This window comes from Solibacillus sp. FSL K6-4121, from assembly GCF_038002585.1.
GTDB classification, from domain to species: domain Bacteria; phylum Bacillota; class Bacilli; order Bacillales_A; family Planococcaceae; genus Solibacillus; species Solibacillus faecavium.
Window position 1 is genome coordinate 1,185,737 of sequence record NZ_JBBOCS010000002.1, and the last position, 14,099, is coordinate 1,199,835.

18 protein-coding genes are annotated in these 14,099 nt (G+C 37.1%); 2 read left to right on the plus strand and 16 right to left on the minus strand.

Annotation, left to right across the window (positions count from 1 at the left end):
* Positions 1–76 precede the first annotated feature (76 nt).
* Together MHH95_RS15585 and MHH95_RS15590 are read right to left on the minus strand one after the other, a co-directional pair.
* Positions 77–481, minus strand: a complete 405-nt coding sequence (locus MHH95_RS15585; protein ID WP_191699997.1) for an Asp23/Gls24 family envelope stress response protein — start codon at positions 479–481, stop codon at positions 77–79.
* A gap of 134 nt (positions 482–615) precedes the next feature.
* Positions 616–1,686: a mechanosensitive ion channel family protein gene (locus tag MHH95_RS15590; RefSeq protein ID WP_340728347.1), complete on the minus strand. Its 1,071-nt coding sequence runs from the start codon at positions 1,684–1,686 to the stop codon at positions 616–618.
* 188 nt (positions 1,687–1,874) lie between these two features.
* Between MHH95_RS15590 and MHH95_RS15595 the strand changes: the two genes are divergently transcribed.
* Positions 1,875–2,222 (plus strand): nuclear transport factor 2 family protein, encoded by a 348-nt coding sequence (locus tag MHH95_RS15595; RefSeq protein ID WP_340728349.1) that lies wholly within the window; start codon positions 1,875–1,877, stop codon positions 2,220–2,222.
* A 32-nt stretch (positions 2,223–2,254) separates the two neighbouring features.
* Here the strand turns inward: MHH95_RS15595 and MHH95_RS15600 are convergent, their stop codons facing one another.
* The 4 genes from MHH95_RS15600 to MHH95_RS15615 form a co-directional block, all read right to left on the minus strand.
* Positions 2,255–3,256, minus strand: a complete 1,002-nt coding sequence (locus MHH95_RS15600; RefSeq protein ID WP_340728351.1) for a VanW family protein — start codon at positions 3,254–3,256, stop codon at positions 2,255–2,257.
* A gap of 121 nt (positions 3,257–3,377) precedes the next feature.
* Positions 3,378–4,376: a M23 family metallopeptidase gene (locus MHH95_RS15605; protein WP_340728352.1), complete on the minus strand. Its 999-nt coding sequence runs from the start codon at positions 4,374–4,376 to the stop codon at positions 3,378–3,380.
* Positions 4,377–4,383: 7 nt separating this feature from the next.
* A complete protein-coding gene (locus tag MHH95_RS15610) occupies positions 4,384–5,163 on the minus strand; it encodes a polysaccharide deacetylase family protein (RefSeq protein WP_340728354.1) in 780 nt (259 codons plus the stop codon).
* Between the two features lie 163 nt (positions 5,164–5,326).
* A complete protein-coding gene (locus tag MHH95_RS15615; protein ID WP_340728356.1) occupies positions 5,327–6,628 on the minus strand; it encodes an NCS2 family permease in 1,302 nt (433 codons plus the stop codon).
* Between the two features lie 460 nt (positions 6,629–7,088).
* Between MHH95_RS15615 and MHH95_RS15620 the strand changes: the two genes are divergently transcribed.
* A complete protein-coding gene (locus MHH95_RS15620; protein ID WP_340728357.1) occupies positions 7,089–7,283 on the plus strand; it encodes a hypothetical protein in 195 nt (64 codons plus the stop codon).
* A gap of 292 nt (positions 7,284–7,575) precedes the next feature.
* Here the strand turns inward: MHH95_RS15620 and accC are convergent, their stop codons facing one another.
* The 10 genes from accC to efp all read right to left on the minus strand — a co-directional run bounded on the left by accC (position 7,576) and on the right by efp (position 14,083).
* On the minus strand, positions 7,576–8,940 hold the full coding sequence (gene accC, locus MHH95_RS15625; protein WP_191700010.1) for an acetyl-CoA carboxylase biotin carboxylase subunit: 1,365 nt from the start codon (positions 8,938–8,940) through the stop codon (positions 7,576–7,578).
* A gap of 15 nt (positions 8,941–8,955) precedes the next feature.
* The gene (accB, locus tag MHH95_RS15630) at positions 8,956–9,450 is read right to left on the minus strand and encodes an acetyl-CoA carboxylase biotin carboxyl carrier protein (RefSeq protein ID WP_191700012.1); all 495 of its coding nucleotides are present in this window, start codon (positions 9,448–9,450) and stop codon (positions 8,956–8,958) included.
* A gap of 193 nt (positions 9,451–9,643) precedes the next feature.
* Positions 9,644–10,177, minus strand: coding sequence for a SpoIIIAH-like family protein (locus tag MHH95_RS15635; RefSeq protein WP_191700014.1), 534 nt, complete (start codon positions 10,175–10,177; stop codon positions 9,644–9,646).
* Positions 10,174–10,551, minus strand: a complete 378-nt coding sequence (locus tag MHH95_RS15640) for a hypothetical protein (RefSeq protein ID WP_340728358.1) — start codon at positions 10,549–10,551, stop codon at positions 10,174–10,176. The genes MHH95_RS15635 and MHH95_RS15640 overlap by 4 nt, the downstream gene beginning before the upstream one ends.
* Positions 10,552–10,617: 66 nt before the next feature.
* A complete protein-coding gene (locus MHH95_RS15645; RefSeq protein WP_263617017.1) occupies positions 10,618–10,752 on the minus strand; it encodes a hypothetical protein in 135 nt (44 codons plus the stop codon).
* Positions 10,749–11,660 (minus strand): stage III sporulation protein AE, encoded by a 912-nt coding sequence (locus MHH95_RS15650; RefSeq protein WP_340728362.1) that lies wholly within the window; start codon positions 11,658–11,660, stop codon positions 10,749–10,751. Before MHH95_RS15650 ends, MHH95_RS15645 begins: the two co-directional genes overlap by 4 nt.
* Positions 11,660–12,037 carry a pyruvate formate-lyase gene (locus tag MHH95_RS15655; protein ID WP_340728364.1) on the minus strand — a complete coding sequence of 126 codons (378 nt, stop codon included), beginning with the start codon at positions 12,035–12,037 and terminating at the stop codon, positions 11,660–11,662. The genes MHH95_RS15650 and MHH95_RS15655 overlap by 1 nt, the downstream gene beginning before the upstream one ends.
* A 4-nt stretch (positions 12,038–12,041) precedes the next feature.
* Positions 12,042–12,248, minus strand: coding sequence for a hypothetical protein (locus tag MHH95_RS15660; protein WP_008404269.1), 207 nt, complete (start codon positions 12,246–12,248; stop codon positions 12,042–12,044).
* 103 nt (positions 12,249–12,351) lie between these two features.
* The gene (locus tag MHH95_RS15665) at positions 12,352–13,356 is read right to left on the minus strand and encodes an NAD(P)H-dependent flavin oxidoreductase (protein ID WP_340728365.1); all 1,005 of its coding nucleotides are present in this window, start codon (positions 13,354–13,356) and stop codon (positions 12,352–12,354) included.
* Positions 13,357–13,525: 169 nt separating this feature from the next.
* Positions 13,526–14,083, minus strand: coding sequence for an elongation factor P (gene efp / locus MHH95_RS15670; RefSeq protein ID WP_340728366.1), 558 nt, complete (start codon positions 14,081–14,083; stop codon positions 13,526–13,528).
* Between the last annotated feature and the right edge of the window lie 16 nt (positions 14,084–14,099).

Genomic DNA, 14,099 nt, shown 5'->3' on the forward strand with positions numbered 1-14,099 from the left:
AACAATGCATATTTGAACTTACACAACAAAAAACCGAGCTTTATGGAAAATAAGCTCGGTCACTTGGTTCATATTATTATTCTGCGTCTTTTGTATTTTCGAACTGAACACCCGTAATATGGATATTCACTTCACTCGTTTCAATAGCTGTCATATTTAAAATAGCTTGACGAATCGTTGTTTGTACATCTTTTGCTACTTTTGGAATCGCAAAGCCATATTTAACCGTGCAGAAGACATCGATAACAATATTACCCTCTTCTGACATAGCCGATTTAATCCCTTTAGAATGTACTTTTTTACCGAAACGCTCGGCAACACCTGATGCAAAATTTCCGCGTGTTGCTGCGATTCCTTCTACTTCCGTTGCAGCTATACCTGCAATTACTTCAATTACTTCTGGCGCTACTTCAATCTTTCCTAGCTCTTCTTTGCCAACTGGTGTAGGTTGAACAAATGCTACATGTTGTTTCTCAGCCATTTGCGATACATCCTCTCTTATGTAAACTAATGGATTTCTAACGCTTTTACTTTAAATCCTTATGTTCAGTATACTACAATTATACACTTCATGTAGAATGGATACGCCACTTTTTCTAACAGGAATGTTTATTCTCAGTCATTCCAAACAAATTGCCCATGGTTTGGATCTACTAGTTTAACGTCGTACTCCTCACAATAATGCTTTGCAGCAAATAATATATCCTGTCTCACTCTCAACATAATCTCCGAGTCATTCGTATCGACAAAATAACGGATAAGAATACGACAACTATTTGGCCTAAGCTCATCCATTGCTACATGGATGACATTTTTTGACGTCTTCGGATGCAGTGAAATCTGCTTACGTAATCTTTCAATAAACTTAACAATTGTCTCCTCGCTATTGTCATTTGAAAGGAACAAGTAATGCTCTACTTTTCGCTGTGTACGCTTTGATAAATTGTATATAGGGCGATTCACCAAATACGAGTTCGGTACATAGACCAGACCTTTATCGGACGTTTGGATAAGGGTACTTCGTAAATTAATATCTTCAATAGTCCCATCAATTTTTTCATCACCGGACATTATCCAATCGCCAACTTGAAATGGTTTATCAAGTGCAACACTCATCCCGCCAAAAATATGAGCCAGTGTATCACGAATACCAAAAGCCAGCGCTACCCCGGTTAATCCAAGTGCTGTTAAAAACCCATTTAAATTAAAATTCCACAATGAAGCAATTGTAAACATTGCAATAGTCATAACGGCAACTTTACTAATCCGCAAGAAAAATGGTGTTAAAATATCCTGGTCTTTCCCCGTTTCAAAACGATGTGGATTTTTCAAATAAAAACTCAACACATCATAAAGTGCATTAAATGCAAAAAATACATAAACCGAATCAATATAAATACTTAGCTTTTCATTGTCAAATAGCCATACTTCCACTAAAAGCGATACTGCTATTACAATTAAACTGAAAATAAGCGCATTACGTAATGATGGATATACGCTCTTAGCAATATCACTCATTACCGGATGACCTTTTTTATTTAACAAATCCGCTATTTTAAATAGAAGCGGTCGAATAATTAATCGGATGATAAGTATACCAACGATTAAAATCGCAGCAGCAGCTAATGCATCTGGTAATGTAGGTACAGTAACAGATGGTATTAACCATTTAATCGATTCCCACATAATTTCACCTTCTTTACAACATTAAATCAAAATCATACCATGTAGTGAAATGGTTTGACTAATACAATAAGATTTCCGGAATTTTTAGTCTTTTCTCGTTTTATATCTTGATTATTGGTTCATAAATTCGTATTATTTCCTTACAAACAATATGCACAACTATTGAGCATTAAAACGGAGGTATCGTAATGAAATCAATAAAGGAACAGTTTTTACAGTTAGAACAACAGCTCATGCTTTACCGTAAACATGATTTTATAGCTTTTTTAAGCGAAGATTTCAAAGAATTTGGTTCCTCTGGCGGCATTATGGATAAAAAATTTCTACTTGAAAATGTAACCGAAAAAGGAATTAACGAAATCTATTATGACGTCACTGACTTTGAAGCACTACTACTTACGGACGATATTGTACAAACAAGGTTCATCACAACAAATTTAACTAATGGTAAACAACAAAATCGAAGCTCACTTTGGCGCAAAGAAAACGGAACATGGCGTATATTTTTTCACCAAGGTACACCGGCGGCAAATTAAAAAGCTACTCCCAGTCGAGAGCAGCCCATTTATTAAGACTTTTTTAATACTTCCTTATATTGATGTGTAGTCCGTATTTCAATAGTAAGCGTGTTTTTCGAATAAAAGGTTCTAATTAAAAACGGCGCCCCGCTATTATTTTGGAATTTAAAATCCAATGTGTCATATGAAACCGTTGCGTCTCTACCGGTTGGAACATAGCCGATGTTTAGAGAATGATGGTGTCTTTCTTTCATTTTAACTCCAAGTTGATCCACCGCATTAAATAAAGTAGATGACGTTTGGCAAATCCCTCCGCCTATACCCATTACAAGCTGCTTATTAATAATTTCCGGAGCCGGTTGGTAGCCTTTTGACACCGATCGTTCACCAACCATTGTATTGAATGAGAAGGTGTCCCCATCCCCTACTATTATGTTATTGAGCGCATTTGCGGAAAGCTCGATATTTCTGCTTCTCCCTGTTTCAGACGAGGAGAAATATGTTGTAAATGAAGCAACAGTAACATCATTCATTGAGGGAATGTCCTCAGCGTTATAATTACTCTCTAGCAAATATAAGGGCAAAAAAATATCTTCACCTTTATATGAAGAAGCAATTATTTTTTCCACTAATTCACTTTCCTTTAAAAGGATTCCGGGATTCCCTTTGACAATATCACCGTTAACGTCCACTCTATCCAATTCCATTTTTTGATCATATCCAGGGATATCCTTTGTACCTCTAGCCAACTTCCTTGCTATTTCTTCAACTTTTGTTTGGTACAATTTATCATCCACCCCGAAACCAAGCAATTGAGGCGAAAAGGATTTTACAATTTGTAAAGTTCTCGGATCAATTAAGGTAATCACGACGGGATAGATGAATTGTTGTTCTGCCACAGCGGTTTCAGAAGTAGATAACTGGAAATCAGTTACTACGTCCAAAACTTGTTCATTTTTTTCATTATCTCCCTTATCCTTTGCCTGCAAATTCGGTTGGCAACCCGATAAAATGCTTACACTTATAAAAAAGTAAATAATCCATTTTTTCATTTTATTTCCCCTATCTATAAAAGCAAAGATTGTCTAGTCTATTCAGAAATTTTCTTTTAGTACCGTTACTTTTATAGGTAAGGAAGGGTGTAAATAATAAGTATAATGAACTTCCACCGCTTTATTTTTTGGCGTTTTTCGCTTCTTTTTCCCATTTAGTAAGGGCAGGATAAGGATCAAACGCCCATTCTGTCCGCCCATTGAATTTATAAATTCCATAATGGAGATGCGGAGGAAATTTCCCTGCTGTACCTTCTTTTCCGTACCCAGTACTTCCAACATATCCTATAACTTGTCCAGTTTTTACAATATCACCTTCCTGTAAGCCTTTTTCAAAAGAGCCTAGGTGTGCATAGTAGTGATATGAATTATGATTATCTCGAATTCCAATACGCCAACCTCCAAATTGATTCCATCCCATCACTTCCACTACACCATAGGAAGCAGAAAGTACAGGGGTATTGTAAGGAGCGAATATATCCGTCCCTTCATGGTTGCGCCTTCCACCCCATCCTCGGTTGGCTCCCCATGTACCTCTATAACTATATTGTGCTCCAAGCATGATTGGAAACGTATGCTGGTCAAGTTCAATTGTTCTAAACTTCTCATACAATTTCGCCATCACAACGATTTGATTGACCGATATTTCGTTTTTATAGTAATCCCATAAAGCCAATTTAAAATTATCCTCACCGTAGCCATACTGTCTTAAATAGTTGGCCATCGATAACAATACATCCTCATCGTTCTGTTTATCCGCAATTCCATCTCCATCTCCATCAATTCCCAACCCTTTAAAATAGGCAATGGATAGTGGTGATATATCATTTTCGGCTGGATTTAAGGCTCCTGACCAAAATTCATCTGAAAATTGAATAGCAATGACCGATTCGCGTTTCGGTATATCCGTTCGAACCTCCTGGATATTGCGCTCAAATTGGTCAACGGCCGCTAAATAATACCATGGCATCAATACATTTTCGTGCTTCATATAATAACTCATTCTTTTTTGAACCAATTCCTCTTTCGTCGGTGGATTACTGGCTTCCGAAGATGCTTGTGCTATTGGTGTAAAAGTCCATAAGAATGCGGTCGTGATTATTATTGCAAGTCGGTACATATCTCCCTCACTCCTCTACGACATGGTGTTTTTCTTCATTTTGTAAATGAAGCATTTGGGAAATCGTAATAAATTTATATCCGTCTTCTTTAAGTTCAGGCAGGATTTTCTCTAATGATTTTACCGTCTGCTCCCGATTTCCTCCACCATCATGAAACAAAATGACATCGCCATTCTTTAGTCCTTTTAATACTGTGTTGACAATTTTATTAACACCTGGTTCTTTCCAGTCTTCTGTATCTTGATGCCAAGACCACATCACAATCTTATAGCCGTTTTTTACGACTTCATTTACAATATCCTCCGTATAGTAGCCTTCAACTGGTCGAAATAAATATGGCTTTTCTCCCGTAATACTAAAAATAACATCCGATGTTTGATTAATTTCCTCTACAATGCGGGAGACTGATTTTGAATTCGGATGGGTAAATGTGTGATTTGCAATTTCATGTCCTTCTTCAGACATGCGAAGCACAACTTCGGGAGTTTTTTCAGCGTGCTGTCCCACGATGAAAAAAGTTCCCTTCGCTTCATATTGTTCGAGCAAATCCAAGATCTGCTCAGTATACTTTGGGTGTGGCCCATCATCAAATGTAAGTGCAACAACTTTTTCATCTGTTTTTATATCCCAAATAATATGTCCTGTCTCCTCATAATACTGGCGTCCTTTTTCTAAAGATTTTGCATTCGTTGCCCCGAGACTATGGAAAACATAGAATGCCGCAAATAAAAATAAAAGGACTAAAAATGTAATAAACACAATTCTTTTAATTCTTTTTCTTGACACATTATCACTTCCTTCATTAATTTACTCTTTGTTAGTATTTAGAGAAACGTAAAAAAAATGTACTCAATTTAAAGTGAATTAAATCCAATTAAATAATGGTAAGAAATTGTATTTCAAAAACAAAAAAGTGTTGTTTCATAAAGAAACAACACTTTTCTTAAATTTAGTGTGGTAAATAAGCTAACTGTAATACAAATAAAATCGCAAATATATAAACAAGTGGATGTACTGCACGTCCACGACCTTTAATTAGCATAATAAGTGGATAACTGATAAATCCTAAAGCAATCCCTGTTGAAATGCTTGAAGTTAACGGCATCGATAAAATAACTAAAAACGCAGGAAATGCATCTTCTATTTCATCCCAATTTATATGCTTAACAACACTAATCATTAGACTTCCTACAATAATCAGCGCCGGTGACGTAATTGCCGCTACACCAGATAAGGAACTGACAAGTGGACCGAAAAATGAAGCGAAGATAAACAGTACAGCGACTGTTAAAGCAGTTAAACCTGTACGACCACCTACCGCAACACCAGAGCCTGATTCTAAATACGCTGTTGATGGACTTGTCCCGAACATCGCACCAGCAGTGGTTGCAAGTGAATCGGAAATAAGTGCTTTACGTGCACGAGGTAATTTTCCATCCTTCAATAATCCTGCCTGCTTTGATACGCCGATTAATGTACCTGTCGTATCAAATAATGTAACTAAAATGAATGAAAAAATAACGCCGTATAAACCATATTCTATTACTTCCTGAATCGCTGTAATCGGATTGAATACAATTAGGCCTTCCGGAAGATGCGGTAGCGCTACAACTTTATCAATCGAAAGCTGTCCAGTGAACATCGCAATAACAGCAGTCACAACCATACCGATAAAAATTGCCCCGTTCACTTTACGTGCCATTAACGAGACTGTTATGAATAGCCCGATAAACGTAAGTAATGGTGCCGGTTCTGTAATATCTCCAAACTTGACTAAATTGGATGTATCCGCCACGACAATTTCAGACATACGAAGCCCGATGAAAGCAATAAATAAGCCAATCCCTGCTGTAATCGCCAATTTCAAGTTTTCCGGAATGGCTTTTATCAGCTTCTCACGGAATGGCGTTAAACTAATAATAATAAATAAAATACCAGCAATAAATACTGCTGAAAAGGCAGTAGTATACGTAATCTCACCATTTGAGGCTAATACCACAGTATAAGTAAAATATGCGTTTAATCCCATACCCGGTGCAACGGCAATCGGATAGTTCGCACAAAGCGCCATCCAGCCTGTCCCGATAACTGCTGCGATAATTGTTGCCATAAACACTTGATCAACCGGAACTCCAGCAAATGATAAAATAATTGGATTGACAATAATGACATATGCCATCGTTAAGAACGTTGTCAGTCCAGCAAACAATTCACGCCTTACGGTAGTCCCATTTTCTTTCAATTGAAACATTTGCATAACCTTCTTTCAAACACGAACATTTTTAAACAACTCATATATAATATTCGTTTATAGATCGAATTGCAATCTTTTAACATAAATATGGGTAAAGTCTCAATTTTCTGTATTGTAATAATTATCTAAATTATCTGTATGTCATTGGAATGAACTGTATATAAGTATTGTTTCCGCTTATCTATTCATCCATTCATATCTTTTTAAAGCAAATTTCGAATTACATTTTTAAATTATTCCCCAATATCTAACAGTAAAATCATCGACCTTTTTCATGCCAAACCCCTACGTTTTAATAACGCATTGAGTTTTTACTATTATTAATTCGCTAAATTAACGTGATTTGAGACCGATAACTAACTACCTGTCTAGTCAAATTTTACTGTACACGAATGAATTTTTAGTGTAAATGTATACTCAGTGTGGTAATGTTAACCAAACTAAATGAGGTGCTAACTTGGATGAACTCGAGAGAAGGAAATGTTTAGACGATATTCGGCTCCATAAAGTACGCTCAAAAAAATTACGGATTTTAATCGCTAATACCGTTGATGCTGACGTTAAAAAGCACTTAACTAAAGGATTGATTTGGCATATCAAGTCCAAACGAAAGTTAAAGCAAATGTTAATCGACGACATCGAGGAGCATTGATCGGCTAGTTTTAAAAAACTGTAGCGAAATTTTATAGGGGATGCGTCAGTTTTCCGTAATGCTGTATCCTGGGTAATAATTGTCTGTCCATGATCGTCTACTTTCACTTAACGAGCATTTGTCGGTGAATTTTCTATATAAAAACCGTGGATTTCTTTTTTGACAAGAAAAACCCCCTAACAATTTCTTGTTAGAGGGTACAAATTTATGGCATTCCGATATTTCTAAATCCGTAAGACAACCTAATATCCTTCCCGCTCAATGAACGATTAGAATAGCGTCATATCCACGATTAAGCCTTCACATTCACGCCTAAAATATCATTCTCTTCAAGGAACTTCGTGTTGAATTTCGCTGATTTGAATACGTCGTTGTTCATTAAAGCTTGGTGGAATGGAATTGTAGTGTTAATTCCAGGTCCAGCTACTTCGAACTCTGATAAAGCACGATCCATTTTGGCGATTGCTTCCTCACGCGTGTCAGCATGTACAATCAGTTTTGCTACCATTGAATCGTAATATGGTGGGATTGTATAGCCTGCATATACAGCAGAATCAATACGAACCCCATATCCGCCTGGTACAACATAAGTTTCTACCGTACCTGCTGAAGGCATGAAGTTTTTGTATGCATTTTCAGCGTTAATACGACACTCAATTGCCCAACCGTTGATTTTAATATCTTCTTGCTTGAATGGCAGTTTTTCACCAGAAGCAATTTTTAATTGTTGCTGAACTAAGTCAACACCTGTGATCATTTCTGTTACAGGATGCTCTACTTGGATACGAGTGTTCATTTCCATGAAGTAGAATTTATCTTCCTGATAATCATAAATGAACTCAATTGTACCTGCACCTTCATAGTTACAAGCAAGCGCTGCTTTCACAGCTGCTTCACCCATTTGTGCACGACGCTCTTCAGAAAGTGCCGGTGATGGCGCTTCCTCAACTAGCTTTTGCATACGGCGTTGTACCGTACAGTCACGCTCACCAAGGTGAACAACATTGCCAAAACTATCTGCAAGCACTTGAATTTCACAGTGACGGAAATACTCAATGAACTTTTCCAAGTAAACACCAGGGTTGCCGAATGCAGCCGCAGCTTCTTTTTGAGTAATCTCAATACCTTTTACAAGATCCTCTTCAGTGCGTGCTACACGGATTCCTTTACCGCCACCACCAGCAGTTGCTTTAATGATGACTGGGTAACCGATTTTCGCCGCCCATTGTTTACCTGTTTCGATATCCGGTACAATACCAGTACCAGGAACTAAAGGAACGTTTGCCGCTTCCATTGTGTCACGTGCAACGTCTTTAATCCCCATAATTTTAATCGCATCCGAAGAAGGACCGATAAATTTAATACCCGCGTTTTCACAAGCCTCTGCAAATGCTGCGTTTTCCGCCAGGAAGCCATATCCAGGATGGATTCCGTCAGCACCTGTTTTTTGTGCTACCCCTAAAACAGCCGGGAAACTTAAATACGAATCTTTCGATAATTTAGGACCGATGCAGTATGCTTCATCCGCTAACTTTACGTGTAACGCATCTGCGTCAGCTTCTGAATATACTGCAACAGTTTGAATACCAAGCTCTTTACATGCACGGATAATACGTACCGCAATTTCGCCACGGTTTGCGATTAATACTTTTTTCATTGATAGTTACGCTCCTTATTCAGCTTTTACTAGGAATAAAGGTTGACCATACTCTACTAATTGGCCATCTTGTACTAAAATTTCTACAATTTCACCTTTAATTTCAGCTTCGATTTCGTTGAATAACTTCATTGCTTCTACGATACATACGATTGATTCATCGCCTACTTTGTCGCCTACTTTTACGTAAGGTGCTGCTTCAGGGTTTGGAGATTGATAGAAAGTTCCGACCATTGGAGAAGTGATTTTATGTAAATCAGCTGCGTTTTCCACTGGTGCTGGAGTTTCTACTTTAGGAGCCGGTGCTGGGATTGATGCTACCGCTGTTGGAGTTGGTGCTGCAACTTGCGCTACTGGTGCCTCCTCTACTTTTTTAGGAGCTACTACTTCTGTTACACCATTCTTTTTCTTTAATTTAACCTTTGCGCCGTCCGCTTCATAAACAAACTCGTCGATAGATGATGCGTCTACTAATTTAATAATTTCTCGGATTTCTTGAACTTTGAACATTCTTAACTCTCCCTTTAAAAAAGTAATAACAATACAAACCCTATTTTATAATTTTTCCGACTATTTTGAAATACTTTATTTTAAATTACATAAAAATAGGCATAAAACAGAACAAATGTATATTAAAACAAAGAAATAAATAACCATCTGCTATATAACACAGCTTTGTAATTTACATTAATAGGACGATCAATTAATTAAAAGGTTCAAACTTTACCTGTACATTTACATAGTCATTAAATTCAGAACGTACGATGTACATAATTTCACTCGCCTGCTGTTTTGAAATCTCATCAGACATAACTGTTACCATTACTTTTTCTTCGTCAATCCGAACAAGTGCATCGGAATATCCGATTGATTTAATAAGCATTTCCAACATTGCCTCTGAAGACTCTAACTTAATAAGCTCATCCATTTCATTGAATGCCGTATTCTTTTCTTCCGCGCTGTATTCATCAGATGCAATTTTTTGTGTTAATTGCGCTTTCAATTGGCTTCGTTTGTTTGCTTGCTCTAGGCGCACTTCCTGGAATAAATCACTTTCTGAATTAACTGGTTGAGTTAGCTCTTTGTTAACACCTAAAATATCCGTTTCATTAATAGCTTCATCAGAAAAAATAGTTAAGATATTCGGTGTATTGTCTTCAAAAATGTAGAATACAGAAATTACCGCAACTAGGCTTACTAATGTTAAAAACCATACTGTTCGCTTTTTCACTTTCACTTATTTTCCTCCTTAATTTGCATTGGTACCACTTGAATACGATGCGCCGGAATTTGAAGAACATGCCCCACTGTTTCCTTTAGCATGATTTTCACGTCGGCCCTGTTTGCTCCTTGTGCCACAATAATGACACCTGATAGTTTCTCTTGTTGTGTCACAGCTAAAAACTGTTGTTCCTTTTGTTGATCATAGTGAAAATAAACCTGTACTTGTCCGACTGAATCAATTTCACTTAATAAATTTGCGAGCTGTTCTTCATTTGAGCGATTTTTTTCCCCTTTCTCTGATTGTGGTAGAAGAAAGAATAAACAAAGAATAAATACAACGGCAATGAAGATTAAAATGATAGGACGATTCGCTTGTTTCTTTTCCACATTATTAAGCGTATGCGCCCCCTTCTCTACTAGATTTCAACATAATGTATGAACGAATGAACTCGGTTATGCAAAGAATGAAAGAATTGTGCTTGTCACAAATAAATATAGGGCAAGCTTCACATAGACTTGCCATTGCTTTTCATCTGCAAACACAAGCAAACTGCTCCCCAGCAAAATAAATAGAAATAATTGAATCACGTTTTTCCTCCCATGGACATCTGCATAAAGAAAATAAATAATAGCACGATAAACATAATGGCAAAGCCGAGCAAAAATGCGACTGCACATAAAACAAACAGCGTCTTTCCGACATCATCAAATAAACTGCTTAATCGCATATTTGTAAAAGGCTCGGTAACTGCGCCCATCACCTTAAATAGCAGGGCATGTAAGAGCAATACGGTTGCAGGATAAAAGGCTGCCCCCCAAACGATTGTTAAAAAGGAGAGTCCAATAAAAGTCGAAACAGTTGATTGGGTTTTTTGGAAAAAGGACAATCCTTCAACAATAAGACTTCCGATTAAAGGGATATTTTGTTCTATTAATTTTTTTATAGGAGATTTTAATGCATCGTTTAATTGGATAAATGCAATGCCGGATAATGTAAGAATAGATGTGAGTGCCACGACAGAAGCAATCATGACGCTCAATATGGAAGAGCGAATAAGGTCTGCAGCTTTAGTAAAGGAAATTGCCGGATATATTTTCGTACATACATCGAAAACTAGGGCGAGGACAAGAGCTGGTATTAAAATGTTCGTACTGACAAATAAAATAATTTGAACAAATATAATAATAATAGGATTCCAGGCGATTGCTGTAAAAACTGTTTGAATCGTCAACAGCATGAACGTCATAATCGGTAATATAGCCATGAAAAAATTTTGAAGCAATGCGATTAATTCATATAGTACGACAAAAGCATCGACTACATTTTGCGCAAATACTACAATAAAAAGCAGGATAAATAACTGCTCTATTAACACGACTTCACTCGGTACTAGGGCAATTAACAGTAAATACAATAAAATGTAGATTGCAACGAGCAATAACGAAAATAACAAAGATTGAAATGGCTCGGTAAAGATTGAAAAGAACGTCTCCATTACTGTAGCCTTTCTAATAGTTGGATTAACACCTGAAACTTAGGTTGCAAAAGATTGATCCAATATAAAACTGCTGTCATGCGGACGGACAATGTAACCAGTGTTGCAAATGCATCATACTCATATTGCTCCAATAGCTGGCAGATCAATTCATTCATTAGGAAAAGCAATGCCGTAAACAATAGTCCCTTACTATAGGGAACACTATTAAAAATAACGGCAAGTCGCTGCCAAAGTGGGATTAATTGTTCGCGAATAACAAATTGGAAAAAAATAAAAAATGCGATGACGACGATAATCGAGTGCAACTTGTCCATTGTCTGTTTTAAAAATAAAAACAGAACTAAGTAAATGACACTAGCAAATAAGGCAATCATTTAGCTAGACTGCTGTCAACCATTGAAAAAATACGACAATCTCTTGAAAGAACAAGCGCAAAAATCGGATTAATTCAATCGTCATATATAAATACGCAATAAAGAATAAGAAAAATGAAAACTCTTTTTTTCCTAAATGTTCGAAGAATAAATGAAGAAGTGCAATAATCAACCCAATCCCTGCAACACGAAGCACATCTTGTAATTCCAATAAAGCCCTCCTTCCTTAACGAAACTATATGCAATTCATAACGAAATAAGCACAAAAAACGCCAATGAGAAAGATTTTATCCTTCGTCATCAGCGATCTCCTGTTAATGATATAAATGTCCGATAATCTCTTTTATCGTTCCTTCTTTAGCCAAATAGCTATTTTCCCCCATCCATAGAGACATATATTCAGGGTTATTTTGATTGGCACTCTCTTTCCGAATATGTAATGTTAAATAATGTTGGATAGGATACGGCGCCACTATAGCATCCTTTAATTGCTCAGTAAATTTATTTTTCAGGCCACGTGCATATTTTCCTGTAAATGCCTTAGTCAATGTTGTGGACTCCTGTGAAGAATGTAATATGGCATTTTTATGGGTTTTTGCAGCACCACACTCATGAGTCGTCAATAATACCGTTCCAACTTGTACAAACGAAGCACCTAAGGATAGCATGCTAGCTACATGCTCTTTTGTCATTATGCCTCCAGCAGCAATAATCGGAATCGATACTTTGTCCCGTACAGTCTTCACTAAATAGGCTGTTGCAATGAGTTCGATTGGTTCAGTAAATGTGCCGCGGTGACCGCCTGCTTCACGCCCTTGTAAAACAACAGCATCTAGCCCTGCCTTTTCAACCGCAACGGCTTCTTCGATTGTTGTCGCTGTGCCAATTAAATACACATCATGCGATTTCAAATTCTTAATAGTATCTTCATCCGGAATGCCAAATGTAAACGATACGATATTCACACCTTCATCAATAATCGCCTGAACTTGCCCTTCGAAAACTTCTGTTGAAATAACGCGTTGTATTTTGGGTATGCCGAGTTCATCATAAATCGGCTGTAGTGCATCACGTGCATCTTGAAGAACACTCACATCAATTCCAGGCTCCTCCTGAATGAACAAATTCACACTAAATGGCTTATTCGTTAATGATTTCACCTTTTTAATAAAGTCCTTCGTCTCTTCTCCATTTAAATAGCCTGCTCCTATTGAACCTAATACTCCTGCTTCACAACAGGCTGCCACAAATTCAGGAGTTGTAATACCTGCCATCGGTGCTTGTATGATTGGTTTTTCAATCGAAAAACTTGATTTCATAATTGTCCCACCCCCTTTTTTAATTATACTAACCCACCCCTTAATTATCTATAATTTCTAGAGAATGGAAGGTATATTTATATTCCCTCTAATATAAATTGTCACAAAAAAATAGAGATACCGCATAAAATGCAGTATCCCTATACAAAGATTCAGGTACACGTGCAGATTATGCGCGTGAAACGTAAGAACCTTCAGTTGTATTAATGATTAGTTTGTCACCTTGGTTAACGAAGAATGGTACGTTTACCATTAAGCCCGTTTCCATTTTAGCTGGTTTAGTACCGCCTGAAGCTGTATCACCTTTAATACCTGGCTCTGTTTCAGCAACTTCTAAAGTAACTGTATTCGGTAATTCAATACCGATTAATTCGCCTTGGTAAGATTGGATGTGAAGCTCCATGTTTTCTAATAAGTAGAATAACTCATCTTTAATTTGCGCTTCAGATAGAGTAGTTTGATCATATGACTCTAAGTCCATGAATACGTGCTCGTCACCTTGTGCATATAAATATTGCATTTTACGGTTGTCGATCATCGCTTTTTCTACTTTTTCACCCGCACGGAATGTTTTTTCTGTCACGTTACCATTACGTAAGTTACGTAATTTAGAACGCACGAATGCAGCACCTTTACCTGGTTTTACGTGTTGGAATTCAAGTACGCGGAATAAGTTACCGTCAACGATAATTGTTAAGCCTGTACGGAAATCGTTTACTGAGATCATGAATTATTTCCTCCAA